The following is a 26102-nucleotide window of genomic DNA, read 5'->3' on the forward strand; positions in this document are numbered from 1 at the left end:
TGTTAATATAGTGTTTGGATGAAAACGTTTTAAGAGAGTAGCAGACCGTGCTCCAGCATGTTTATGTTACTATCCGACGTTTCATATTTGTACACTCAGGAGGCGGTAAAAATGGTACAACCTTATAAGCATGAACCATTCACGAATTTTAAAGAAGAAGAAAATCGTGAAGCATATTTAAAGGGTTTACAAACTGTAGAAAGCTATTTAGGCCAGGATTATGATCTTTTAATTGGCGGAGACCGGATTTCTACTGAAGATAAAATTGTATCCATCAATCCTTCTAATAAAGAAGAAGTAGTTGGCCGTGTTTCAAAGGCAAACCGCGAGCTTGCGGAAAAAGCAATGCAGGCTGCTGTGGAAGCGTTCAAAACATGGAGAAAAGTGAAGCCGGAAACACGTGCGGATGTGTTATTCAAAGCTGCTGCGATTATCCGCCGCCGCAAGCATGAGTTTTCTGCCCTTTTAACAAAGGAAGCAGGAAAGCCTTGGAATGAGGCAGATGCTGATACTGCGGAAGCGATTGACTTCCTTGAGTACTATGCACGCCAAATCTTAAAAATTAAAGACGGTGTTCCAGTCAACAGCCGTCCAAACGAATATAACCGTTATGACTACATTCCATTGGGAGTGGGCATCATCATCTCTCCTTGGAACTTCCCGCTTGCGATCATGGCTGGCACAACTGTTGCCGCAATCGTGGCCGGAAACACAGTTCTATTAAAACCAGCTTCGACTACACCGGTTGTGGCTGCGAAATTCGTAGAAGTGATGGAAGAAGCAGGACTTCCGAAGGGCGTTCTAAACTTCGTGCCTGGAAGCGGTGCAGAAGTGGGCGACTACCTGGTTGACCATAAAGACACTCGCTTCATCTCCTTCACAGGTTCACGTGACGTTGGTCTTCGCATCAACGAGCGCGCTTCTAAATTAAACGAAGGCCAAATCTGGCTGAAGCGTGTAATTGCGGAAATGGGCGGCAAGGACACAATCGTTGTCGACAAAGAAGCTGACCTTGAACTGGCAGCGACTTCAATCGTGGCATCTGCCTTCGGCTTCTCAGGCCAGAAGTGCTCCGCATGTTCACGTGCTGTTGTAGTAGAGGATGTATACGATCAGGTTCTGAACCGTGTGGTGGAATTGACGAACGAATTAACGCAGGGCAATCCGGAAGACCAGAGCAATTACATGGGTCCAGTGATTGACCAGAGCGCATTTGATAAGATCATGAGCTACATTGAAATCGGTAAAGAAGAAGGCAAGCTGATGACAGGCGGAGAAGGAGACAGCTCCAAAGGCTTCTTCATCAAGCCGACTGTATTCGCGGATCTTGCCCCTGATGCACGCCTTATGCAGGAAGAAATCTTTGGGCCAGTCGTTGGTTTTACAAAAGCAAAAGATTTCGACCATGCGCTTGAAATCGCTAATAACACAGAGTACGGCCTAACTGGAGCTGTGATCACGCAGAACCGTGAGCACATCCAAAAAGCGCGCGAAGATTTCCATGTTGGAAACCTATACTTCAACCGCGGCTGTACAGGTGCGATTGTTGGATACCAGCCATTCGGCGGATTCAACATGTCAGGAACAGACTCCAAAGCGGGCGGCCCTGACTACATTCTTCTGCACATGCAGGCGAAGACTACTTCTGAAATGTACTAATAAACCTCCGATTGGAGAAGGGAACAGCAACTTGGTTGCTGTTCCTTTTTTATTGGATATTCAGGACTTTGGGGTATATGATGAAAATAAGCCAATAGATTGGAGTGATGCAAAAAATGCCAAACAAAGCTTTGATCAATATCGATTACACAAATGATTTTGTAGCTAAAGACGGTGCCTTGACATGCGGTAAGCCTGGCCAAGTGCTGGAAAAGAAAATCTCAGAGCTAACACAAGCGTTTATCGCAAACGGACACTTCACTGTTTTTGCCATTGATGTGCATGATAAAGGAAACCTCCATCACCCAGAAACGAAATTATTTCCACCGCATAATATCAGGAACACGGAGGGAAGAAATCTTTACGGCACATTGCAGCAGGTTTATGAAACAAACAAGGAAGCTGAGCATGTTTATTTCATGGACAAAACAAGATACTCCGCATTTGCAGGAACGGATCTAGAGATAAAATTGAGGGAGCGCGGTGTAGAGGAAGTGCACCTGGTCGGTGTATGTACCGACATTTGCGTGCTTCATACGGCAGTGGATGCTTATAATAGAGGTTTTAAAATAGTGATTCATAAAGATGCAGTTGCATCATTTGACCAGGAGGGCCATGAGTGGGCCTTACGGCATTTTGCAAATACGCTGGGAGCAGATGTAATGTAATTGCTATTGGCCACTGGCATTGCCAAGCAGAAGGGTGTAACTGAAACAGCTTACATACAAAAAACCCTCTTCACATAGGAAGAGGGTTTCTGCCATTATTTTTTAAGGACAGACTTATATTGATTGTACTGCTCCTGGACTTCTTTTGAAGGTGCCTTATCGAGAAGGCTGACGATGATGATCGCTAGACCTGCAAAAAGGAATCCGGGCGCCAATTCATACAAATCAAACAGTCCGCCGGTTAGCTGTGCCCAAACAATTACTGTTACGGCACCAACAATAATGCCGGCAAGGGCACCATTTCGCGTCATGCGTTTCCAGAACAGGCTCAGAATGATAACCGGCCCGAAGGCTGCACCAAATCCGGCCCATGCATAACTGACAAGCTCCAATACCTTGCTTTCGGGGTTATACCCTAAGAAGATAGCGATAATGGCAATGCTCAATACAGCAATTCTGCCAACAATCATTTCTTCCTTTTGGGAAGCATTTCTTCTGAAGATGGATTTATAGAAATCCTGCGCCAGTGCACTTGAAGAAACGAGCAATTGAGAGTCAACTGTGCTCATGATTGCTGAGAGAATGGCTGCTAATAAAAATCCGGCTACCCATGGATTAAAGAGTACTTGTGAAAACATGATAAATACTGTTTCAGAATTCGCAAGCGGTGCATCCGCGAAATAGGCGATTCCGGCAAAGCCTACAAACAAAGCTCCAAACAAGGAAATAATCATCCAGGTCATACCGATAAAACGTGCTTTTGGAACATCATTGGTAGATCTTAATCCCATAAAACGAACAAGGATATGCGGCTGTCCAAAATAACCTAATCCCCATGCTAATAATGAAGCTACTCCAACAAAAGTGGCACCGGAATATACATCTAAATAGGAAAGATCCATAGCACCGATTGTCTGCATAGTCTCATTCCATCCGCCAAGCTCCTGAATGGCAACAACCGGTATAATAATCATAGCGAGGAACATTAAAATTCCTTGAATGAAATCTGTCCAGCTGGCTGCAAGGAACCCTCCAAACAATGTGTATGACAAAATTACAGCAGCTCCGACCCAAAGTGCGAGTGTGTAATCCATCCCAAATGAGTTTTCTAACAGGATGGCACCACCGACGAGACTGGACGATGTATAGAAAGTGAAAAAGACCAAAATAACGACTGCAGAAACAACCCGCAGTATTTTGGAAGTATCGTGGAACCGGTTCTCAAAATATCCGGGTACTGTAATAGAATCATTGGCTACTTCCGTGTAAACCCGCAGTGGTTTGGCCACAAACTGCCAATTTAGATATGCCCCGACAGACAATCCGATTGGAAGCCAAATTTCCCCCATACCGCCTAAATATACGGCACCAGGCAAACCGAGCATAAGCCATCCACTCATATCGGATGCCCCTGCACTCAAAGCTGCGACACCCGGCCCCAGCCCGCGGCCGCCTAATACATAATCAGATAAATCTTTAGTCATTCTGGCCGCAAGTATACCAATCAGAAGCATTCCTGCCAGATAGATTATGATTGATGTTAACGTTGGAATATTTATATCCATGTTTATTTACCCTCTCCCTTTTCTGTAAATAGAGATATGCCTGATAGTACGATCAATAATGGCATTGGAATCAGAAGCCAAAGCCACGTTGCCATAGTAAAATCCATATGTTCACCTCCTGTTAGTTCCCCTATTAAATACCCGCGCAATAGATCCCTTTATACAGTAACATACAGTTTTTTGTTTGGAGATAAGATCGTTTGGGGATAAATCCACTTTGAAAAGACGTTTATTATCATAACATAGTTAAGATGCAGGAACAAAAAATCTAAAAAGCTATAAAGATACAATTGTATAAAAATACGTTATTTCGCATTAATTTTCTGCTATATCTACTATATCAACATATCTATTCATCTAAATTTATAAAATTAAGTTGGCTGGCAGGGGGTACTTGTGATAAATAAAAAAAGACCCGGCAGGTCCTTCAAGGATTAAATATTGATTTTATTAAGTACTTTTACTAGAGAATTTTCAGTGCTAATGTCCGTAAAGTCTATTCCAAGCTGGATGGCTGTCTGAGCAACTTCAGGACGAATGCCGAGCAGGGTTGATTGAACACCAATAAGTTTTAGTGAGCCGATTACCTGGAAGATTTGGTAAGCAACCATGGTATCAACCATGATGACCCCTGACAGGTCAATGATTAAATGACTAATCCCCAGCTATACACTCTGCTGAAGAGTCGATTCCATAATAGATTTGGCCCGTTCTGTATCAATATCTCCCACGAGCGGCAGCAGCCCAACTTCTGGGGAAAGCGGCATAACCGGCGTACTGAGTTCTTTTATTAATATAGATTGTGCGGTTAACCGGTTCAGCAATATATCCATAAAGTTTTCAGTGAAGGTTTCCATTACATAATCCAGCGTATAATCAATAATTTCCTGCCAATGAAAAATATCCTCTGCCTTAATATCCAATTCGGCAGTTTCAGCGTAACGTTTTATATGCATCCAATAAACTTTTCGGAATATCGAAAGGTTTCTCTGAACGTCGACAAGAGAAGTTCTGGATTTAACCCGATCAGCGGAAGTCTGCATTGTCCAATTAGCAAATCGTTTCCTTCATTTCCTCTTCTGTCTGAAGCAGAGATTTTGCTGCAATTCTAAAATACTTTGTATTTTGCTCATCCACTTTCTTTGCCCTTTCAGGAGGGGCATCGGAAGAGTAGTCAGATCCTGCCTTTGCACCTTGAAAGCTTCTCCACTCCTTCGTCATTTCAGGTGCTTGTTCCACAAGATAATATATAAAGAGCGATTTCTATCTTCCATAAATTTCTCCTTCATGTATCAAATTGATATCTAAAAATATAACCAACACTCTATATCATAGCACAGGGAATGAAATTGAATAAAAACGGGTTACAACATTCTGTAAATTTAGAGTTTTTTAAAAATAAGGGCTTCACATTCTAAAATAACTGTTATATAATACAAAACATAGATAATTAATTGTTTTATAACAACATAGAGTTATATCATAACAGATTAATTCTAAAAAACTGTTATGATACAGAATTGTAGTGCATCCGGGTTCTTGCTGAAAATCATTTTTGAAAATCAAAAGGAGGATTTAATCAAATGTCAGATGAAAGAGTGCGTCAATTGCAGGAAAGCTGGGAAATGGATGAACGCTGGAGTGGGGTAGAAAGGCCGTATACTGCCGAGGATGTCATTAAATTAAGAGGGTCAATTGATATTGAACATACATTAGCACGCCGTGGTGCAGAGAAGCTGTGGAAGCTTGTCAATGAAGAGAATTTCGTTAATGCATTAGGGGCGTTAACGGGAAATCAGGCAGTCCAGCAGATTAAGGCCGGGCTAAAGGCCATTTACTTAAGCGGCTGGCAGGTTGCTGCTGATGCCAACCTGTCCGGAAATATGTATCCGGACCAAAGCTTGTATCCGGCCAACAGTGTACCAAGTGTTGTAAAAAGGATTAATCAGGCCCTTCAGCGAGCTGATCAGATTCATCATATGGAAGGGGATCATTCCATTGACTGGTTTGCTCCAATTGTAGCAGATGCTGAAGCAGGGTTCGGCGGCCAGCTTAATGTATTTGAGCTTATGAAAGGCATGATTGAATCGGGTGCCGGCGGAGTACATTTTGAAGATCAGCTTTCGTCTGAGAAGAAATGTGGACATCTTGGCGGTAAGGTATTGCTTCCAACCCAGACCGCTGTTAAGAATTTAATATCTGCAAGGCTGGCGGCGGATGTTATGGGAGTGCCGACTGTTATTGTCGCCCGGACTGATGCTAACGCGGCTGACCTGATTACAAGCGATGTGGATCCGTATGATGCACCTTTCGTTACAGGGGAACGCACTCCTGAAGGATTCTTCCGGACAAAGGCAGGACTCGACCAAGCGATCGCACGAGGGCTGGCGTATGCTCCTTATGCCGACCTGGTATGGTGTGAAACATCTGAGCCGGACCTTGATGAAGCGAGACGTTTTGCTGAAGCAATCCATGAAAAATTCCCAGGCAAGCTGTTAGCGTATAACTGCTCACCTTCATTCAATTGGAAGAAAAAGCTGGATGACGAAACGATTGCAAAATTCCAGGTGGAGCTCGGCAAAATGGGCTACAAGTTCCAGTTCGTTACATTGGCAGGATTCCATGCGCTGAATCACAGCATGTTTGAATTGGCACGCGGCTACAAAGACCGCGGAATGGCTGCGTATTCTGAACTGCAGCAGGCTGAGTTTGCCAGCGAAGCACATGGATACACGGCGACAAGACATCAGCGTGAAGTGGGCACCGGCTATTTTGACCAGGTTTCAATGGTCATTACTGGAGGCACTTCCTCGACAACAGCTTTAAAGGGATCCACTGAAGAAGAACAGTTTACTGAAAAGCAGGAAGCTTAGTTTTAACCGAATGTAACTTGATTTTTTACCTGTATATTCTCCTATTTTGAACCTCTCTTCTATGGAAGGGAGGTATTTTTTTGGTTAACAGGCAAGCACAGTACCTCCTGCAAAAACATACATATTATATAGGCGAAATTTGAAATAGGGCATAATAGTGAATACAATAAAACAATGAGGTCATATAAGGATGGAGGATATACAATTGGCTGAAAATATAGATGATTATCTTCAACAGGGGATTCATGGACAGAAACAAACCAAGCCTGATGAGCGCCGCAAGTTTCTTGGCTCGCTTCGGGAGAGGGTAGTCATTGCCCTAAAGCAGCCGCAGATGAGGGAAGATGGAATCTATCCTCAGGTGGAAGAAGCTATTAAAGCCAACCGCAAAGCTCATCTTTATTTGAATGGGAATATGAGCTACTCCTATTTATCAAAATATATAAAACTGGCTTCTGCCAATAAAGTAGAATATACAATTGTCACCAACAAAGAACATAATTCGGAAATAGGGCTCGTTCTTGCCTATGACTATGCAATTGATAAACCGGAAATATTTGTGGAGAGAAAAACGGTTAAAGCAGAGGCGGAAAAGTCGAAAAAAGGCGGCCTATTTGCAAAACTATTCAAACGTAAATGAGCAGCGCTGCCACGCTGCTCTGTTTTTTAGGTGAAGGCAACGTAATACCGCCCTAAATTCGGAGTTTACCGGCCAAATTGAATAAAATACCGCCGAGATGCAGGATTTACCGGCCGAACGCAATAAAATACCGGCCAAACTTCAGCACTTCCTGGCAAAAGCCTATTCCAAGGGTTTCAGGTACAGTTGCGGATCCAAATCAGGACCTTCAATCACAATGGCTGTCATTCCAAGGTAAGAGCCTGATTCGTGTTCCTCGCCTTCAGACCAGTAAACAGCGGTGCCTTTTTGGACTGCAATCTGCTCACCTCCAGCAGTTTTGACCCATCCTTCGCCGTCAACGATGAGAAATAGCTGTGGACAAGCTGCCGGGTGCATGCCTAAAACACTATTATCCTTAAGGTAGATGCACCCAACAGTAGCTGTTTTGTTTCTGATAATCGGACTGATGCTGGTATTGTAGCTGCTGAATTGCGCAATTTCCCTGCTGACATCCAAATCAAATCGGAAAAATTCCATAATCGCCCCTCCTGTACTTATGATCGGATCCCCAGATATTCGGTATCGCCTTTCATTTATCCTCTAAAAAGAGATGCAAACACACAACTCATTTAACTCATGGTAAAATAGCAGAAGATTGCTGTACCAGCCCATTCTCACGTGTTGCTTTAACGCACGAAATTTTGGTATGATCATAATAATTGTGCATTGACAGTATTCAATTTTTGGAGGTGGCAGTAATGTCGAGAATTTCAATCGATCAGGTTAAGCATGTTGCACACTTAGCGCGACTTGCGATGACTGAGGAGGAAGCTAAAGCTTATACCGAACAGCTGGACAAGATGATTTCATTTGCGGAGCTTTTGAATGAGCTTGACACAGAGCATGTTGAACCAACATCCCATGTTCTTGATATGAAAAATGTACTGAGAGAAGATAAGGCGAATAAAGGGCTTCCACAGGAAGAAGTTTTGAAAAATGCGCCGGAACATCAGGATGGCTATATAAAAGTGCCGTCTATCATTGAGTAGGGAGGGAAAATGGTGAGTTTATTTGATCATAAGGTAGCTGAGCTTCATCAGCTTTTACATAAAAAAGAGATCACGGTTACCGATCTTGTCAGTGAATCGTACAAGCGAATCAGTGAGGTTGAAGACCAGGTAAAAGCTTTCTTGACACTGGATGAAGAGAGAGCCCGCGAAACAGCAAAGAAAATGGATGGAAAAATTGGAACGGACGAGGCGAAAGGCCTTTTGTTCGGTATGCCAATCGGTGTAAAGGACAACATTGTAACGAAAGGGCTGCGCACCACCAGTGCGAGTAAAATCCTTGAAAACTTTGATCCAATTTATGATGCAACGGTTGCTTCCAAATTACATAATGCTGAAACCATTACGATCGGTAAACTGAATATGGATGAATTTGCAATGGGATCATCCAATGAAAACTCAGGATTTCAGGTAACCCGAAATCCCTGGAATCTTGAAAGAGTTCCCGGAGGGTCTTCCGGCGGCTCTGCTGCCTCTGTTGCAGCAAGAGAGGTTTTATTTTCTCTTGGTTCAGATACAGGCGGCTCGATCAGACAGCCTGCTTCTTATTGCGGAGTTGTCGGGTTAAAGCCTACATATGGCAGAGTATCCCGTTTCGGACTGATTGCATTTGCCTCATCTTTAGACCAGATTGGGCCAATTACCCGCACAGTTGAAGATAACGCATATCTTCTTCAGGCTATTTCGGGTGTGGACCCAATGGATTCTACTTCAGCAAATGTAGACGTTCCAAGCTATGCTGAAAGCTTAACTGGCGATGTTAAAGGGTTGAGAATCGCCGTACCAAAAGAATACTTGGCTGAAGGTATAGATGAAGATGTGCGCCAGTCCGTGCTGGATGCCCTGAAGGTATTAGAAAAACTGGGGGCAACATGGGAGGAAGTTTCCCTGCCGCACTCCAAGTATGCTCTTGCAACGTATTATCTGCTGTCCTCCTCCGAGGCATCAGCCAACCTGGCCCGCTTTGATGGCGTACGCTATGGCTATAGAACTGCAGATCCTGAGAGTTTAATCGATTTATACAAAAAAACCCGTGCAGAAGGCTTTGGGGATGAGGTTAAACGCCGCATTATGCTTGGAACGTTTGCCTTAAGCTCTGGCTATTATGATGCTTACTATAAAAAGGCTCAAAAGGTGCGTACACTGATTAAACAGGACTTTGAAAAAGTTTTTGAAAAGTATGATGTCATTATTGGGCCGACAGCGCCAACTCCTGCCTTTAAGATTGGTGAAAATACGTCTGATCCGCTGACTATGTACGCGAATGATATCCTGACGATTCCAGTAAATCTTGCCGGCGTGCCCGGAATCAGCGTACCTTGCGGATTTGCGGATGGACTGCCGCTTGGCCTGCAGATTATCGGAAAGCATTTTGATGAAAGTACTGTTTACCGCGTAGCGCATGCTTTTGAGCAGGCTACAGAATTTCATAAGCAAAAACCGGGACTGTAAGGGGGGAAATACATGAAATACGAAACGGTTATAGGACTTGAAGTACACGTTGAACTAAAAACGGATTCAAAAATATTCTCAGCAAGCCCAAACCACTTTGGGGCAGAGCCTAACTCCAACACGACGGTCGTGGATCTCGGCTACCCTGGAGTGCTTCCTGTCATTAATAAAAAGGCAGTTGAATTCGGAATGAAAGCTGCGATGGCACTGAATTGTGAAATTGCACCAGTTACAAAATTTGACCGGAAGAATTATTTTTACCCGGATAACCCAAAAGCCTACCAGATTTCTCAATTTGATAAGCCTATTGGCGAGCATGGCTGGATTGAGATTGAGGTTGACGGCTATAAGAAAAAAATCGGCATTACGCGGATTCATCTTGAAGAAGATGCTGGCAAGCTGTCTCATGCTAAAGGATATTCCCTTGTAGACTATAATCGCCAGGGTACTCCTCTGATCGAGATCGTTTCTGAGCCGGATATCCGTACGCCAAATGAAGCTTATGCCTATTTGGAGAAGCTAAAGTCCATCATCCAATATACTGGTGTATCTGACTGTAAAATGGAAGAAGGTTCACTTCGCTGTGATGCGAATATTTCCCTTCGTCCTGTCGGCCAGGAGGAATTTGGCACAAAGACTGAGCTAAAGAATCTGAACTCGTTTAACTTTGTCCGAAAAGGACTGGAATACGAGGAGAAGAGACAGGAAGAGATTCTTAGTTCTGGCGGAACAATCCAGCAGGAAACATTGCGCTATGATGAAGCTACCAATAAAACGATTCTAATGAGGGTAAAAGAAGGTTCGGATGATTATCGTTATTTCCCTGAACCTGACTTACTTGATATCCACATTGATGAAGAGTGGAAAGAGCGCATTCGTGCAGAGATCCCTGAGCTTCCGGACCAGAGAAAGAACCGCTATATTGAAGAACTTGGGCTGCCGGCCTATGATGCAGCTGTCCTGACAGTGACAAAAGAAACTTCTGATTTCTTTGAGGCAGCTGTCAATAAAGGAGCAGACGCCAAGCAGGCTTCCAACTGGGTAATGGGTGAATTGTCAGCTTATTTAAATGCTGAACAAAAAGAGCTAACTGATATTGCTTTGACACCTGAGGGACTTGCCGGAATGATTAAGCTGATCGAAAATGGAACTATCTCTTCCAAAATTGCTAAAACAGTCTTCAAAGAACTGGTTGAAAATGGCGGAGATCCGGAAACAATCGTAAAAGAAAAAGGCCTGGTCCAAATTTCGGATGAAGGTGCCCTTCTTAAGATTATCGGAGAAACACTTGATGCGAATCCGCAATCAATCGAGGATTTCAAGAATGGAAAGCAAAAAGCAATCGGCTTCCTTGTCGGCCAAATCATGAAAGCTACAAAAGGACAGGCCAACCCGCCGCTTGTTAACAAATTATTGCAGCAGGAAATACAAAAAAGATAAAAGGTGAGCTGATGGGAATCCATCAGCTTTTCCTATATTCCGACAAAAAAGCAAAGCCTATTTCCCAGGAAAAGATAGAGTTTTACAAAGTGCTACAGCAAATGCAGGAATGAAAGCGGATCGAAAAGAATATACACTAAAGAAATCGAAATTAGGGAGTGAGTACTATGAAATTAATGGAATGGTTTGAGAAGGGTCTAAGTCCGCAGAATTATATAGAAGCAATGAAAGTTAACAAAGAAGAGATGAATAAAATATACAATCGTTTTTCTTTATCTGATGAGGAAAAAACAAGATTGGCAGACCTTAAGAATGCCGGCTTGAAAGTAATTGCACTGACTGAGGATTGGTGCGGTGACGCCATGCTTAATAATCCGATCCTATTAAAAATCGCAGAGGAAGCCGGTATGGAAGTCCGTTTTATTTTAAGGGATCAGAATCTTGAGCTGATGGACCAGTATTTGACTAATGGAACATCCAGAGCGATACCGATTTATATCTTTATAGATAAAGAAGGGAATGAAAAAGCTGTTTGGGGACCTCGGGCCAAACAGATTCAGGAATTGGTGGATAGTGAAAGAAGCAAGCTTCCTGCACAGGATGATGAAGAATTTAAGGACAAGCAGATGAGCATGTACAGAAGATTAACTGCTTCCTATCAGGAGGATTCTAAGATCTGGCATACGGTGGCTGATAGTATAATAGATGCTCTAATTTCTGGAAAATAAAGTCGAAAGGATGTTTTAAATGGGCTGGAAACAAAATTCCTTAACTGCGAGGCTGGGAATCCAGTATCCTATCTTCCAGGCTCCAATGGCTGGCGGGCTGACAACTCCGGAATTAATCAGCGGGGTATCCAATTGCGGCGGACTTGGAAATATGGGTGCGGGCTATATGATGCCAGATGATATAAGAGCGGATATAAAACAGGTTCGGGAATTGACTGATCGGCCCTTTGGCATCAATCTCTTTGTTCCGGATCGCGATGTATCAGCCAAAGCAGAAGACATCAGCGCAATGAGGACTGTTCTTGAACGATACAGCAGTGAACTTGGTATGGCGGAAAAACCAGCTCTGTCGGAAAAGGATTATGCTGCCTTATACAAAAAGCAGCTGGCTGTTTTAATGGAAGAACGTGTGCCTGTTTGCAGCTTTACGTTTGGCATACCTGATTCCACCGATATTTCCGAATTAAAGAAACAGGGTACGGCAATTATTGGAACCGCAACCAATGTTAATGAAGCAGTGGAATGGGAGGAAGCTGGTGCAGATATGATTGTTGTTCAGGGGTTTGAAGCTGGGGGACATCAGGGAACTTTTCACAGGGAGGAAAGCGGTCAGATCGGTTCCATGGCTCTCATACCGCAGGCTGCAGATGCAGTAAGCTGTCCTGTGGCTGCTGCAGGGGGAATCATGGATGCCAGGGGGATTGCTGCTGCCATGATTCTTGGGGCAGAAGGAGTGCAGCTTGGGACGGCCTTTCTTACATGCAGGGAAAGCGGGGCTCACCGATTGTATAAGCAGGCACTGCTTAAAGCAAGGGAAGACCAGACAGCTGTGACGAAGGCATTCTCAGGAAAGCATGCAAGGGGGATCCGCAATCAGTTCATGGAAGAAATGCAAGGTGTGCCGGCGTTGCCTTATCCCTTGCAGAATGACATGACAGCTCCTATCCGGAAGCAGGCAGCGAAAATGGGGCGGTCGGAATTTATGTCATTATGGGCCGGACAGGGAGTGGGACTGTCTGAAGAGGTGACAGTGAAGGAACTGATCATTAAGCTTGTTAAGGGGACAGAAGCATTATTGGATAAGTAAAAAGCAGTGCCAAGTGAGGCACTGCTTCTGTTTTTTTATTTGCCTGCCAATACGTTTGTAAGAGGCGGGACTATTTGTTTTTTACGTGAAACAACGCCTTTTAATACGGCACTGTTGTTTTTTAGTGTTACATCATAAGCCTTTTCAACTGCTGCTGCTTCTTTTCCAAGAGAGATGGCAACTGAGTCGTTGTTAAGGATGTCAGTTAAAACAAAAACAAAAAGGTCAAGCTCTTTGTTATTGATGTTTTCAGTAATGACAGCTTCTAATTCTTCCTGGCGGCTTAAAACGTCATTCAGGTCAACTGCATTTACCTGAGCGATTTCTGTTTTATAGCTTCCCATTTGGAATTCTTTTGCATCAAGGGAGATTAGCTCTTTCACGCTCTTCCTGCTTAAGTCTGCTCCTGCCTTAAGCATTTCCAGACCATATTCTTCTGCATTTACTCCCGCAATTTCAGCAAGCTCACGTGCTGCTGCAACGTCCTGATCTGTACATGTAGGAGATTTGAACAGAAGGGAATCAGAGATGATGGCAGAAAGCATCAGTCCAGCAGTTGCCTTGCTGATTTCCACTCCATTTTCCTTGTACATTTTGTTTAGAATGGTTGCTGTACAGCCAACAGGCTCTGCGCGGTAGTAAAGCGGATCGCTTGTTTCAAAATTCGCAATGCGATGATGGTCAATAACCTCAAGGATTTTCACATCTCTGATATCATCAGCGCTTTGCTGGAACTCATTATGGTCTACAAGAATAACGTCGCTGGCTTCCTTGGATACTGCCTCAACAAGCCGGGGAGCTTCAGTCTTAAAATAATCTAAAGCATATTGAGTTTCCTCATTTACCTGGCCCAGGCGGATTGGCTCTGCATCAACACCTAATTTGTTTTTTAATTCTGCATAAGCAAGTGCTGAACAGATTGAGTCAGTGTCAGGGTTTTTGTGTCCGAATACAAATACTTTTGACATAATTCCTACTCCTTCTATATGTAATGTTGGTTTTGGCATGCTGTTATTTTACCATATTTCTAATGTAATGGCGGTACAGGGAAAAATCAAATTTGTTTTTTTCATTTGTAAGAGGAAGCTTGGGTGTTTTGGAGAAATATAAAAATGTAAGGAGGAGACAAACATGGGAAAAGTAGCTGTAATATCTGATATTCATGGAAATATAACAGCACTGGAGGCTGTGCTGGACAATATCCGTGAACGCGGAATAGAGAACATTTTTTGCCTGGGTGACCTGATAGGGAAAGGGCCCAATTCTCTTAAAGCTGTTGAACGGATAAAAGAAACCTGTGAAGTGGTCCTCCTTGGAAACTGGGATGACTTTATGCAGAAGCCGCTGGACTTTGAAGAGGGACAGTGGCATCAGAGACAGCTGGGGGAAGAGGCCTTGTCCTATCTAGGCACGCTGCCGTTCCATCACGATTTTCATATGAGCGGAAAATACATTAGACTCTATCATGCTTCGGCCAAAAGCATTTATCACCGGGTTGTCCCGATGAGAGATTCATATGAAGAGAAACTGGCTATGTTCGAGAATACAGATCATATCATTGACGGAGAAGAAGGCAGGGTCCCGGATGTTATCGGGTACGGGGATATTCACGCTGCCCTGGTTGAACCGATTCATCCGCAAAAGACACTATTCAATGCAGGAAGCGTTGGGAACTCCCTTGATATACCCCAGGCTACCTATGCGATTTTGCATGGGGAATACTTATCAAAAGAGGCTGCGCCTTTTTCCATCGAAATAGTCCGGATTCCATATGATATTGAAAAAGAAATCAGCATTGCCAAAGAAATGGGAATGCCGAACCTTGAGGCCTACGCCCTGGAGCTGCGCGAAGCCAAATATAGGGGGGCGCCGAAGAAGGTGCAGTGAGAGGAATAGGAGCAATTAGGACTGAGCACACAAAAAAAATCTATCCGCACATAAAAAGCGGCGTGCGCACATAAATAAATTATCCGCTCAGAAAAAAGGGAGAGCGCACATAAAAAGGTTTATCCGCACACAAAAAGCGGCGAGTGCTCATGACAAAATTATCCGCTCATAAAAAAGGGAGAGCGCACATAAAAAAACGTATCCGCACACAAAAAACGGCGAGCGCACATAAAAAGGTTTATCCGCACACAAAAAGCGGCGGGCGCACATAAAAAGGTTTATCCGCACACAAAAAGCGGCGAGTGCACATAAAAAGGTTTAGCTGCACACAAAAAGCGGAGAGCGTACATAAAAAAACGTATCCGCACACAAAAAACGGCGAGCGCACATAAAAAGGTTTATCCGCACACAAAAAGCGGCGGGCGCACATAAAAAGGTTTATCCGCACACAAAAAGCGGAGAGCGCACATAAAAAAATCTATCCGCACATAAAAATGGTGAACGCACACAAAAAAACGTATCTGCACATAAAAAAATTTATCCGCACAATAATTCCAGCTATCCGCACATAATTTTGCGGAGTCGGCCATTTATAACATCAAAAAAGCTGACTTCCCGTCCTATGGTAGTCAGCTTTTTATATGATTAAAAGATTTTCCTGCCTTTTTTGGAAAGAGCGTAATAAATGCCGTGCTGCAGATTCGTGAAGCAGTTAAATTTGGAAAGATTAAAGTTGGTTTCCGTAATTTTAGTGCCAAGTTCCGGAGAAATGCCAACCAGAATCGTTTCGGTGCCGATCAAGTTTGCTGCAGCAGCCAATTTGCTCAAGAATTCCACCGTGTAGGAACTGATAGACTGATTCAATCCGGTCAAGTCCAGGATTAGGCAATCTGCCTGGTGCTTCGGAAGGCTGTGAAGAGTTTTATCGACGAGTTCTTCAGAACGGAATTCGTCATACCTTCCCAAAAGAGGGACAACAACAATTCCATCCAGGACAGGAATAACCGGGGAAGAGATTTCTTTAACCAGCTGCTTAAGTTCTAACGTGCGCACTTCCACTAATTTCTCAAGCTCTCGGATTTTTTTTGATTCTTCGCGTCTCGCTAAAGCGTGGATATTTTCTTCAACTGTAACACTTGAAGGGAAAAAATCCAGCTCAGAATACTCCGCGCCTGCTAACTGATCTGATTCTTTTTTATACCATATGCTTGTACCGAACACAGCCGAAAAAATCCCCGCAAAATGTCCTGGCAGAAAGGTTCCGGATTCAGTTTTACCCTGTTTTCTGTTAATCTTATATTCCCAGCTGTCAACCGTTCTGACCCTGGCAGTGTTGGCAGCGGGATTAACCTCAGAGATGATAAAATTCCCCCAGCCTGCCGACGCGTATATTCTGGGGATGATATTAGCTACTTCTTCTATAGGCAGGTTCATGTCTTTAAAAAACTTGCCTACCACTAATCCCTGTCTGAAGCCGGCGGTCTCAAGTACAAGACTGGAGGTTTCTTTTCCTGAAATCTCTTCTATAGTATCGAAAAAGCTTTTCATGGCGGAACTTATCCAAAAGAGGACTGAGTCTTCCCCTTCAAAATTAAACTGACCTTTTTCCAGGTCCCAATTAAAATGAAAACCATCAATTTTTGTTTCAAGCACTAGACCTTCTTCTTTCATACCATTACCCCCTGATATTGATATGTATAGTTAAGCATTTTTATTTTTCTGGTATACAACTCATATAAAGTACCCTAAATTTCAATCAATAAACCTGTTTAGAAACTATTTGCGTCTATTGATATTCAATTTCTTCGACTTTTCATTTACATATGCATACATAATCTCTTTCTCATTCAAATTGTTTTGCCGCAGCTGCTCTAACAGCCAATCTTTAGTCTGTCCCAGCAGCTGGAGATTGCGCAACTGGATTCTGCCATCAACAATCACCGCAATCGGGAGGCCTTCATCCTGGATAGAAATCTTTAAATGTTCGACGGTCACAGGCGTATTAGCCACTTTGGGTATGATGCTCACTTCACCAATTGGCTCGAGAATAGCGTAATCAACGTCAGCAATTTTTGGATATCCTTTGCTTCTTAAGATGGACAGCAGCTGAGACATGGATAAATGGGATTTTTCCAGATTGTCTTCAAGGATTTCTCCATTTTTTATCAGCATCGTCGGCTCACCAAGAAAAAACCGGTTGCCAATTTGGTTTAAAGTTAAATAGGAGAAGAGGATGTGGAGGCCCACAAGTATTGCTAATGCTGCTAATGTCGGCCAGTATTTTGTGCTGATGAGAGGCTCTGAAGCAACGGTGCCAACGATAATGATGGCGACAAGGTCATAAGGGGTCATCTGGATAATCGTTGATTTCCCCATCAGTCTCATAATCATAATTGTGAGTAAGTAAAGACTCGCTATTTTTATAATCAAGAACATAATGCAAGCTCCTTTAAACGCACTTTATTCAAAGGTTTTGCTTAATGAGCTGCTTTCATGTGAAAAATAATAAAAAACCCGAATCTAGGATTCGGGTTTTGATCAGGCCCGCTTTTTATCATCTCTTGGAGGGATGCGGTCATCTTTTAAGCGCTTATCATTGAATTTAGGCTCATTATGATCAAAAAAGTTATTAATGTTCGAACGATGCAGGAAAATCAGGAATAATAGAAAAATAGAAAAGATAAGTTCATGTTCAGTGCCTTCAGTAAATAAGGAATAGATAAGCAAGGATGCACCCACAGATAAAGAGCCGAAAAATACATACTTCGTTAGGAAAATGATAGCGATAAAAGAAATATAGGCGGCTAAAAACATCCAAATATTTGCTGTAAGCAATACTCCGGCTGTAGTGGCGATGGCTTTTCCTCCGCGGAATCCTGCAAAGACCGGAAAGCAGTGGCCGGCAACCGCGACCATCCCGACTATTAGCGGATCAGCCTCAGCGTTTAGAATGGCAGGCAATGCCGCAGCAGCAGCACCCTTTCCCACATCCACCAGCAGCACCACGATAGCTGCGTTTTTGCCAAGTACCCTTAAGGTATTCGTTGCACCGGGATTATTGCTCCCATGATCACGTATGTCGATTCCAAAGGCATATTTGCCTACCAATAAGGCAGTAGGAATTGATCCTATTAAGTAAGCTGCCAGGTAAATAAGAAAAGTCATCGTATTCATCCTTTTTCATCAATATATTCACTTGTTTATTAGAGTTGTCCATTACTCGAAAATTTTTTACTAGCCTCCTCGGTATGTAGTCATTGATTACAGTTTACCATATAATGGTTTAGTGAAAAGGGAGAATTAATCATTATCTATAATATCAGGATTGGGAAATCATGTATTTTATAAGTGGGAGATTATTAAAAAAGGTATTGAATTATTCCATGCGCTAAATTATGATTGTGTCGGCACTCAAAAAGGAAGCAGGTTATCCGAATAGTTATAAGGATATGTTTGCTAAGAATAATCCCAGCAGGATATTTTTTGGTGTTTTAGAGCAATCCCTGAGAGAAAAACATTGGAAGGAGATGATTTTCATGGAGCATTTCTCAATGGAGGATTGGCGGAAATATGTGAAAAATGAGCTTACCGAACCTGAGCGTGAACTCTATGAAGATCATCTATATATATGTGATGAATGTCTGGAAGTATACCTCGAAGCGATGGACGAGGAGGAGGACTCTCTGCCTGCAATGACGGGAGAAGAGGACTTTACCAATCTGGTTATGGCTCAAATATCAGGAGGAGCTCCTGAAGAAGCTAAGGAACAGGGCGGGCAGTCTCCTAAAGCCTCCTGGTTTGAGCGCTGGTTTCCGTTTTCCTTTGCCTGTTTTATGCTCATCGGGGGATTAGTAACCATGTACCGGGAGAAAAGCCAAATAGATCAGGAGTAACTCTTAACGAAAGTTAGGAGTTTTTTTATTTTATAGCTTTAGCATTATATCGATTAGAGCGTAGCACATGGCAATTTAACATTAAAAATTTGAAAATTCTCATAAAAATACTTACAATTAAAAAGACCGATCAGTTTATTTTAAAGAAAATGCCTGGGGAGTGGGAGATATGGGAAGAAGGAAGGTTCCGCAGGAAATGCAAAAAAAGAGCAAGAGTGTCCATCTTGAGCAATGGATTTGGGATTTGGCAGAACAGATACAGCCGTGCCGTTCGGCAGCTATCAGAGATTTATTTCTCGCTAAAATAAAAGAGGATCTGAAAAAAGCGGGATTGGCGGAGGAAGGAGCGGAAATCACGAGTGAGCATGCAAGCCTGTATATAGAAGAAGTTCTGAAAAGAAGTGAAATCAGCCGGAAGTGCTGCTGATAGAATAAATCAAATGCCATGGAGGGACAGACTTGCCGCCTATTGTATCAGAAGAATATAAACGCAAAAAAAAGAAGGAAATCCTGTCTGGAGCCTTGGCCTGTTTTGCCAAAAAAGGTTTTCAGGCAGCGACTATAGATGATATTGTCGCATATTCAGGAATCAGCAAGGGAGCTATCTATAATTATTTTAAAAGCAAGGAAGAAATCTATCTGGAGCTGTTGAATGAGCAGACAGAATCAGCTAACGCAAGACTTACAGAGAATATATCCAAGCTTTACTCCGCGGAAGAGAAATTTGAATATCTGTTTGACTTGTATAGGGATATGAGCCCATTCAGCCAGGAGCGTAAGGATAGAATAACTGTGCAGCTGGAATTTACGCTGCATTCTTCAAGAGATGAGAACCTCAATCGTATCCTGAATGAGCGCGGAAAGAAGTTCTTTTTAAACCTTATAACAGATATTTTGGAGGAAGGACAGAACAACGGGGAATTCCGATCCAATGCAGATCCCAACCATATAGCAGGGTTGTTCTGGACTTTTATGGATGGGGCGATGCTTCATAGAGTAATCAATGAGGAATATCCATACAGGACGATTATTGACTATGTTAAAAGCCTGGTTCTGCAGGACCTGAAAAAGGAATAATGCTGATTTTAGACCACCTGGCCAAGAAATATAACTTAATTACGATACTTTTTTGTTTAATGAGGGTATAATTCATTTGTGCATCTGACTACTTGTGAAAACAGCGGGAAGTGAATAGAATAGATACGGATGGCAGTGAAAAATTGATATGCCTTTGACTATTAGATATGATGTAAAAAGATGGAACCAGAAGGATTAAGTTTAGATATTTCAATAATAGGATGATGGTCTATGAAAAGAGCAAGAATTATTTACAATCCGACTTCAGGCCGGGAAATTTTTAAAAGACATATAGCAGAGGTTTTGCAGAAACTGGAAAAGGCTGGCTATGAAGCCTCATGTCATGCTACAACAGGTGAAGGCGATGCAATTAAAGCTGCCCGGACGGCTGTTGAACGCCGATTTGACCTGGTTGTCGCAGCAGGCGGAGACGGAACGATTAACGAGGTTGTCAATGGACTTGCTGAACAGGATTACCGTCCGCGCCTAGGCATTATCCCAACGGGCACCACCAATGATTTTGCCCGCGCTCTCCATATTCCAAGAGATGTGGAAGCGGCAGCAGATATTATTGTAAAAGGGGATACCATTCCTGTTGATATTGGCCGGATAAATGATAAATATTTTATTAATATTGCTGGCGGAGGCAGGCTGACAGAGCTGACTTATGAGGTGCCAAGCAAGCTTAAAACCATGATTGGCCAGCTTGCTTATTACCTTAAGGGAATTGAAATGCTTCCTTCCTTCCGTTCAACCGAAGTCAGCATCGAGTTTGACGGGAAAATCTTTGAAGGTGAAGCCATGCTTTTCCTAGTCGGTCTGACAAATTCAGTTGGCGGGTTTGAAAAGCTTGCTCCGGATTCCTGTATTAATGACGGGCTATTTTCCCTGCTGATCTTAAAGAAAACCAATCTCGCTGATTTTATCCGGATCGCGACAATGGCAGTCCGGGGTGAGCATGTAAAGGATCCGAACGTCATCTACACGCAGGCAAACCGCATTAAAGTGCAATCCAAGGAGAAAGTACAGCTCAACCTTGATGGTGAATTTGGCGGGCTGCTTCCTGCCGAATTCGTAAACCTGTACAGACATTTGGAAGTATTTGTCCCAATTGATCAGATTCGTGAGGAAGACCGCCCGACAGATTGGGAAAGCTCTCATGAATAATCTAAGGTCCGCTCTATAACAGAGCGGGCTTTTATTTTCGAAATCAAATGTAATTGCGAACAGTGCTAATAGAATAGATAAGGTAAATCTGCAAATTTGGCATGCTGCAGGATATACAGGTCTTATGTCTAATAGATATCCATTTCGTATTTACCCCTGTTTTGTGATACAATCTGTCTAGTCAAAATAGGTCACGGAATTAAGCTGAAAAGGAAGAATATGATGAGCAGAACATTACCTGTGCAAAAAAATGATTATATAGATGTGACATTTGAGGATTTGACCCATGAAGGGGCAGGAGTGGCAAAGGTTGACGGCTACCCGCTATTCGTGCCGGATGCCCTTCCGGGTGAGAGAGCAAAAGTCAAAGTAATAAAGGTGAATAAGGGATATGGATTTGGGCGCTTGATTGAGACCTATGAAAGCAGCCCATACCGGGTAGAAGCGCCATGTCCGATTTATAAAGAGTGCGGCGGATGTCAGCTGCAGCACCTGAGCTATGAAGGCCAGCTTCTCGCTAAGGAAAAGCAGGTTAGAGATGTACTGGAAAGAATCGGGAAGCTTGAAGGTGTCAAGGTACATCCGGTTCTCGGCATGAAAGATCCTTGGCGCTACAGAAATAAAGCGCAGGTGCCGATTGGTGAGCAGGAGGGCGGCCTGATTGGAGGATTTTACCAGCAGCGCTCCCACCAGATCATTGATATGAAGGAATGCCTTATCCAGCAGGAAAAAAATGATGAGGTTGTTCAGAAGGTAAAGGAAATATGCGGCCGCTATGGTGTCCGTGCTTATGATGAAGGCAGGCATAAAGGTGAGCTCCGCCACGTGATGGTGCGCTATGGGCTTGTGACAGGCGAAGTAATGATTGTCCTTGTTACAAGGACGAACGAGCTTCCGCATAAGCAAAAAATTGTGGACGAGATTGCATCAAGCATTGAAGGTGTTAAATCTATTGTCCATAACGTGAATTCACGGAAGACAAATGTGATCATGGGAGATGTCACACGAATCCTATGGGGCGATGAAGTAATCTATGACTTTATCGGGGATATTCAATTTGCAATTTCCGCCCGTTCCTTTTATCAGGTGAACCCGGAGCAAACGAAAGTATTGTATGAGAAAGCACTGGAATATGCGGATTTGAGCGGTGAAGAAAAGGTTATTGATGCCTACTGCGGAATCGGTACCATCTCTCTTTTCCTGGCACAGAAAGCAAAAGAGGTATTCGGTGTGGAAATCGTGCCGGAAGCCATTGAGGATGCAAAAAGGAATGCAAATCTGAACCGGATGACAAATGCTTCGTTTGCAGTCGGGAAAGCAGAGGAAGTAATTCCAGAATGGTATAAAAAGGGGAACACTGCAGATGTACTGGTCGTTGACCCGCCGCGAAAAGGCTGTGATGAAGCACTTTTACAAACCATTTTAAGCATGAAGCCAAAGAAAGTCGTCTATGTATCCTGCAATCCGGGAACATTGGCACGTGATCTGCGTATTTTGGAGGAAGGCGGATATAAAACCATCGAAGTGCAGCCTGTAGACATGTTCCCTCAGACAATGCATTGTGAAGCGGTCGCGGGATTGGAATGGAAAGGGTAAAACAAATATTTACTCCTTCCAGTTTTCGGGATGAGCAGCGGGATGTCATATATGTATCAAATGAGTTTTATCAAATACTATTTCAGGCTGAATCCATACGGGTTCAGTCTTTTTTCGTTGGCTGTTTTGTCAAAGGTTGCTGCTATTTATATTAGATTTATTGAGTTGATTGCAGCGGAAGGTGCGAGATCCTCGAAAATGCATACGCATTTTCTTCGTGCGGTGTGTACTCAAGGAAACATTTACAATGTCCTGCGGGAGTAGCGGGACAGGTGAGGCCCCGCAGAACACTTGAGCATCCCTTCGCTGCAATCAATGGACAGAATTCATAAACCAAAACAACAATCTTTTAGAAAAGAGCCTTTTATATTGAATAGATAAACAGGAAAAAGAGCTTGATAAGTGTAAGTTCAATTATACATTTAACTGTTGACTGGACACTATTTGGTGTCATATAATTTAGGACACCAAATAGTGTCATTTATATTTAAGAGGGGGGAGGATTTTGAACACTGCTTACCAAAAGCATGATGTTTTTGCGGCTATTGCAGATCCAACAAGACGTACATTAATACATTTGCTGGCTGGTGCTGAAGAGCTGCCTCTTCACGAACTGACTGCTCATTTTCAAATGGGCCGGACTGCTGTATCTAAACATTTGGCTATCCTTAAAGAAGCAGATTTAGTTAGCAACCGTAAGATAGGCCGAGAAACAAAGTACCGGCTAAATCCAGCTCCCTTGCAGGAAGTGAAAGACTGGTTATCCTTTTATGAAAGTTTTTGGAATGAAAGAGCGATATTACTTAAGAATTTATTGGAGGATTAGAAAATGCCGGATATATCATTAGACTTTGAATTTAAGAGCCCCATCAATAAGGTTTGGGATGCTTTAACGCATTCGGATACCCTGGCGCAATGGGTAATGGAAAATAACTTCAGGCCAATTGTAGGATATAAATGCCAGTTTCGAAATAAGGATATAGATTTAATTGTTGATAGTGAAGTATTGGTAGTGGACAAGCCTAATAAGCTATCTTACACATGGGTAGGCGGGCCAGTAAACACGATAGTCACATGGACATTGAAAGAAGAGGATGGAACAACTTACGTACATCTTAAGCAGACTGGGTTTGAAAGTGAAGATGTTCAAGCGTTCAATGGTGCGAAGTATGGCTGGACATATAAGGTTGAAGAGCTTAAAAAAATGTTAGAGGAAATATAAGACGAAACTTTTCATTTTAGGAGGGAATAGCTTGGAGGTTTTTGCTGAATTTTTAGCTGGGATTGATGACCCTTTCCACAGAGAAAGAACGGAAGAAGTATTTACTTGGTTAACAGATAAATATCCAAAATTACATAAAGAAATTAAATGGAATCAGCCAATGTTTACAGATCATGGCACATATATTATTGGCTTTAGCCTATCTAAAAAGCATTTAGCTGTCGCTCCTGAAAGTGTAACGATTGCTCATGTAGAGGATGACATTGTAAATGCCGGCTATGGTTACACAAAGGAGATCATACGTATCCCTTGGAAAAGTCCGGTAGACTACACACTGCTTGAGAAAATGATTGATTTTAATATGAAAGACAAGGCAGACTGTACAACTTTCTGGAGGAAATAGAAAATATATTGCGGCTCTTAGAAAATATATGAGGGCTAAGAGGAGATATTGAGATGAGTTTTTTCAAAGATATGATTGCAGTATTTAAAAAAAGAAAATTAGTATTTATAGAAAGCTGTAAAGAATCTGAAGATGTATATACCTTTGTATTTGAAAAAGAAAAAGATTTAACATGGAAAGCAGGGCAGCATGGGTTGTTTAGTATTACTCATAAAAAAGTCAAAAATCCTACTAAACCATTTACAATATCAGCTGCTCCAAGTGAGAATGCTGTAAAATTGACAATGAAAATAAAAGATAACCCAAGTGATTTTAAGAAGGCAATGTTAGAGCTAAAACAGGGAATGACTATTGGTATGTCTGGCCCCTTAGGGTCATTTAATGTAAACGATGATCGGCCTGCTGTCCTTATTGCTGGAGGAATCGGAATCACACCGTTTCGATCCATCATAAAACAAATTGAGGCAGAAGGTCATAGCAATAAGGAGCCAATGCACCTCCTCTATATGGATAGTGAAAAATCTTATATTTTTAAAGCTGAACTTGATGCTAACAAAGCCTCAATAAGTACCGCTTATCTTGACTCTAGGGATAACTTGCAGGAGGAGATAGATAAGCTGCTTAACCTTTATCAGAACAATGCTCAATATCTGATTGCAGGGCCAAAGTCAATGGCGGATACACTCTCTGGTTACTTACAAAATAATAGTATCTCAAAAAAAAATATTAAAAAAGATGCTTTTTATGGCTATTAAAGTGTGGATTGAGGAGGCTGATTTTAATTATGAAACCAAGAATATCAGTAATAACCCTCGGTGTAGATGACTTGGAGAGGTCCTTGAAATTTTACCAGGCTGGACTTGGGCTTCCGACAGAAGGAATCATAGGACAAGAATTTGAGCATGGTGCTGTTGCATTCTTTGATTTGCAATCCGGGTTAAGACTTGCGATATGGAAACGGAAAGATATCGCACATGACACAAGCATAAAACAGACACCGAAAAGTCCAACTGAATTTACGATTGGCCACAATGTAGGGAGTAGGGAAGAGGTCGACAGTGTAATGGAACAAGCAAGGGGAGCTGGTGCGGTGATTACAGTTCCGCCACATGATACCTTTTGGGGAGGATATTCTGGATATTTCCAGGATCCTGATGGTCATTTGTGGGAAGTCGTCTGGAATCCAGCTTGGGAGATTGGGGACTAGGCTTGTGCTTTCCTAATACACTTATGTTAAAGGAGGTAGAATACACAGAATGGAAACACTTTATATTGAAAAAGACATTAACATATATTGTGTAACTGCTAAGTCATTTCCAAATGGAGTTTTGGAGGCTCACCAGGAACTTCATAAAATGATTCCTTTTTCAAAAGAAAGAAGGTACTTTGGTTTATCAAGGCCGGAAAAAGGTATGATTCTGTACAAAGCAGCTGCCGAAAAATTAGAAAAAGATGGTGAAGAAAATAAAGAATGTGAATCATTCATTATTAAAAGAGGCAACTACAGGACCATTACCATTTTGGATTTTAAAACGAATCCACATAGTATAGGAACAGCTTCTGAGACACTTATTTCATATTCTGACATTGATCCTAATGGCTATTGCGTCGAATGGTATTTTAATGATAAAGATGTGAAGTGTATGGTCAGGTTAAAAGATAATTAAACGGCTTAATATCAATTTGGCCGACAGTG

30 protein-coding genes are annotated in these 26102 nt (G+C 42.5%); 21 read left to right on the top strand and 9 right to left on the bottom strand.

All coding sequences use genetic code 11. The features are described 5' to 3' along the window. Positions 1–111: 111 nt before the first annotated feature. The gene (gene pruA / locus AC6CHU_RS12295; RefSeq protein ID WP_498121876.1) at positions 112–1659 is read left to right on the top strand and encodes an L-glutamate gamma-semialdehyde dehydrogenase; all 1548 of its coding nucleotides are present in this window, start codon (positions 112–114) and stop codon (positions 1657–1659) included. Positions 1660–1775: 116 nt separating this feature from the next. Next, positions 1776–2327, top strand: coding sequence for a cysteine hydrolase family protein (locus tag AC6CHU_RS12300; RefSeq protein ID WP_498121877.1), 552 nt, complete (start codon positions 1776–1778; stop codon positions 2325–2327). 95 nt (positions 2328–2422) lie between these two features. Here AC6CHU_RS12300 and putP read toward each other — a convergent pair whose 3' ends face one another. From putP to AC6CHU_RS12320, 4 genes are all read right to left on the bottom strand, one after another. After that, the gene (gene putP, locus AC6CHU_RS12305) at positions 2423–3892 is read right to left on the bottom strand and encodes a sodium/proline symporter PutP (protein WP_498121879.1); all 1470 of its coding nucleotides are present in this window, start codon (positions 3890–3892) and stop codon (positions 2423–2425) included. 434 nt (positions 3893–4326) lie between these two features. Continuing rightward, a complete protein-coding gene (locus AC6CHU_RS12310; RefSeq protein WP_498121966.1) occupies positions 4327–4557 on the bottom strand; it encodes an STAS domain-containing protein in 231 nt (76 codons plus the stop codon). Continuing rightward, positions 4558–4935, bottom strand: coding sequence for a hypothetical protein (locus tag AC6CHU_RS12315; protein WP_498121882.1), 378 nt, complete (start codon positions 4933–4935; stop codon positions 4558–4560). 7 nt (positions 4936–4942) lie between these two features. Beyond that, positions 4943–5113 carry a hypothetical protein gene (locus AC6CHU_RS12320; protein ID WP_498121884.1) on the bottom strand — a complete coding sequence of 57 codons (171 nt, stop codon included), beginning with the start codon at positions 5111–5113 and terminating at the stop codon, positions 4943–4945. Positions 5114–5475: 362 nt separating this feature from the next. Here AC6CHU_RS12320 and aceA point away from each other — a divergent pair, with 362 nt between their 5' ends. After that, positions 5476–6765 (top strand): isocitrate lyase, encoded by a 1290-nt coding sequence (aceA, locus tag AC6CHU_RS12325; protein ID WP_498121886.1) that lies wholly within the window; start codon positions 5476–5478, stop codon positions 6763–6765. A gap of 205 nt (positions 6766–6970) precedes the next feature. Continuing rightward, positions 6971–7405 carry a YueI family protein gene (locus AC6CHU_RS12330; RefSeq protein WP_498121889.1) on the top strand — a complete coding sequence of 145 codons (435 nt, stop codon included), beginning with the start codon at positions 6971–6973 and terminating at the stop codon, positions 7403–7405. 162 nt (positions 7406–7567) lie between these two features. On the opposite strand, the gene AC6CHU_RS12335 is transcribed toward AC6CHU_RS12330, so the two are convergent. Continuing rightward, a complete protein-coding gene (locus AC6CHU_RS12335; RefSeq protein WP_498121891.1) occupies positions 7568–7924 on the bottom strand; it encodes a cupin domain-containing protein in 357 nt (118 codons plus the stop codon). A 221-nt stretch (positions 7925–8145) separates the two neighbouring features. Between AC6CHU_RS12335 and gatC the strand changes: the two genes are divergently transcribed. The 5 genes from gatC (at position 8146) to AC6CHU_RS12360 (ending at position 13161) form a co-directional block, all read left to right on the top strand. Further along, positions 8146–8436: an Asp-tRNA(Asn)/Glu-tRNA(Gln) amidotransferase subunit GatC gene (gene gatC, locus AC6CHU_RS12340; protein WP_498121893.1), complete on the top strand. Its 291-nt coding sequence runs from the start codon at positions 8146–8148 to the stop codon at positions 8434–8436. 12 nt (positions 8437–8448) lie between these two features. Then, on the top strand, positions 8449–9906 hold the full coding sequence (gene gatA / locus AC6CHU_RS12345) for an Asp-tRNA(Asn)/Glu-tRNA(Gln) amidotransferase subunit GatA (RefSeq protein ID WP_498121895.1): 1458 nt from the start codon (positions 8449–8451) through the stop codon (positions 9904–9906). 12 nt (positions 9907–9918) lie between these two features. Further along, positions 9919–11346: an Asp-tRNA(Asn)/Glu-tRNA(Gln) amidotransferase subunit GatB gene (gene gatB / locus AC6CHU_RS12350; protein WP_159870707.1), complete on the top strand. Its 1428-nt coding sequence runs from the start codon at positions 9919–9921 to the stop codon at positions 11344–11346. A gap of 167 nt (positions 11347–11513) precedes the next feature. Beyond that, positions 11514–12074, top strand: coding sequence for a thioredoxin family protein (locus AC6CHU_RS12355; RefSeq protein ID WP_498121898.1), 561 nt, complete (start codon positions 11514–11516; stop codon positions 12072–12074). A gap of 19 nt (positions 12075–12093) precedes the next feature. Beyond that, positions 12094–13161 carry an NAD(P)H-dependent flavin oxidoreductase gene (locus AC6CHU_RS12360; RefSeq protein ID WP_498121899.1) on the top strand — a complete coding sequence of 356 codons (1068 nt, stop codon included), beginning with the start codon at positions 12094–12096 and terminating at the stop codon, positions 13159–13161. A 35-nt stretch (positions 13162–13196) separates the two neighbouring features. Here the strand turns inward: AC6CHU_RS12360 and AC6CHU_RS12365 are convergent, their stop codons facing one another. Further along, positions 13197–14129, bottom strand: a complete 933-nt coding sequence (locus AC6CHU_RS12365) for a manganese-dependent inorganic pyrophosphatase (RefSeq protein ID WP_498121901.1) — start codon at positions 14127–14129, stop codon at positions 13197–13199. Positions 14130–14292: 163 nt separating this feature from the next. Here AC6CHU_RS12365 and AC6CHU_RS12370 point away from each other — a divergent pair, with 163 nt between their 5' ends. Next, complete coding sequence (locus AC6CHU_RS12370) at positions 14293–15048, top strand: metallophosphoesterase family protein (RefSeq protein ID WP_498121903.1); 756 nt, start codon at positions 14293–14295, stop codon at positions 15046–15048. A 645-nt stretch (positions 15049–15693) separates the two neighbouring features. On the opposite strand, the gene AC6CHU_RS12375 is transcribed toward AC6CHU_RS12370, so the two are convergent. From AC6CHU_RS12375 to plsY, 3 genes are all read right to left on the bottom strand, one after another. After that, positions 15694–16719 carry an STAS domain-containing protein gene (locus tag AC6CHU_RS12375; RefSeq protein WP_498121905.1) on the bottom strand — a complete coding sequence of 342 codons (1026 nt, stop codon included), beginning with the start codon at positions 16717–16719 and terminating at the stop codon, positions 15694–15696. A 105-nt stretch (positions 16720–16824) separates the two neighbouring features. Further along, positions 16825–17484, bottom strand: coding sequence for a DUF421 domain-containing protein (locus AC6CHU_RS12380; RefSeq protein ID WP_498121907.1), 660 nt, complete (start codon positions 17482–17484; stop codon positions 16825–16827). Between the two features lie 102 nt (positions 17485–17586). Beyond that, positions 17587–18213, bottom strand: a complete 627-nt coding sequence (gene plsY / locus AC6CHU_RS12385; RefSeq protein WP_498121909.1) for a glycerol-3-phosphate 1-O-acyltransferase PlsY — start codon at positions 18211–18213, stop codon at positions 17587–17589. Positions 18214–18584: 371 nt separating this feature from the next. Between plsY and AC6CHU_RS12390 the strand changes: the two genes are divergently transcribed. The 11 genes from AC6CHU_RS12390 (at position 18585) to AC6CHU_RS12440 (ending at position 26073) form a co-directional block, all read left to right on the top strand. Then, positions 18585–18941, top strand: a complete 357-nt coding sequence (locus AC6CHU_RS12390) for an anti-sigma factor (protein ID WP_159870683.1) — start codon at positions 18585–18587, stop codon at positions 18939–18941. A 169-nt stretch (positions 18942–19110) separates the two neighbouring features. Further along, positions 19111–19368, top strand: a complete 258-nt coding sequence (locus AC6CHU_RS12395; protein WP_159870680.1) for a hypothetical protein — start codon at positions 19111–19113, stop codon at positions 19366–19368. A 32-nt stretch (positions 19369–19400) separates the two neighbouring features. Beyond that, entirely contained in the window at positions 19401–20018 is a 618-nt protein-coding gene (locus AC6CHU_RS12400; RefSeq protein WP_159870677.1) for a TetR/AcrR family transcriptional regulator, read from the top strand. A 231-nt stretch (positions 20019–20249) separates the two neighbouring features. Beyond that, complete coding sequence (locus tag AC6CHU_RS12405) at positions 20250–21185, top strand: diacylglycerol kinase (protein ID WP_159870674.1); 936 nt, start codon at positions 20250–20252, stop codon at positions 21183–21185. A 222-nt stretch (positions 21186–21407) separates the two neighbouring features. Further along, positions 21408–22781 carry a 23S rRNA (uracil(1939)-C(5))-methyltransferase RlmD gene (gene rlmD, locus AC6CHU_RS12410; protein WP_159870671.1) on the top strand — a complete coding sequence of 458 codons (1374 nt, stop codon included), beginning with the start codon at positions 21408–21410 and terminating at the stop codon, positions 22779–22781. Positions 22782–23286: 505 nt separating this feature from the next. Continuing rightward, positions 23287–23607 carry an ArsR/SmtB family transcription factor gene (locus AC6CHU_RS12415; RefSeq protein ID WP_159870668.1) on the top strand — a complete coding sequence of 107 codons (321 nt, stop codon included), beginning with the start codon at positions 23287–23289 and terminating at the stop codon, positions 23605–23607. Between the two features lie 3 nt (positions 23608–23610). After that, a complete protein-coding gene (locus AC6CHU_RS12420) occupies positions 23611–24003 on the top strand; it encodes an SRPBCC family protein (protein ID WP_498121911.1) in 393 nt (130 codons plus the stop codon). A gap of 31 nt (positions 24004–24034) precedes the next feature. Beyond that, positions 24035–24406 carry an iron chaperone gene (locus AC6CHU_RS12425; protein ID WP_159870662.1) on the top strand — a complete coding sequence of 124 codons (372 nt, stop codon included), beginning with the start codon at positions 24035–24037 and terminating at the stop codon, positions 24404–24406. Positions 24407–24459: 53 nt separating this feature from the next. Next, the gene (locus AC6CHU_RS12430) at positions 24460–25161 is read left to right on the top strand and encodes an FAD-dependent oxidoreductase (protein ID WP_498121913.1); all 702 of its coding nucleotides are present in this window, start codon (positions 24460–24462) and stop codon (positions 25159–25161) included. A gap of 29 nt (positions 25162–25190) precedes the next feature. Continuing rightward, positions 25191–25613 carry a VOC family protein gene (locus tag AC6CHU_RS12435; protein ID WP_498121915.1) on the top strand — a complete coding sequence of 141 codons (423 nt, stop codon included), beginning with the start codon at positions 25191–25193 and terminating at the stop codon, positions 25611–25613. A 49-nt stretch (positions 25614–25662) separates the two neighbouring features. Then, positions 25663–26073: a transcriptional regulator gene (locus AC6CHU_RS12440; RefSeq protein ID WP_498121917.1), complete on the top strand. Its 411-nt coding sequence runs from the start codon at positions 25663–25665 to the stop codon at positions 26071–26073. Positions 26074–26102 lie beyond the last annotated feature (29 nt).

The organism is Cytobacillus sp. GQ23 (assembly GCF_059758675.1).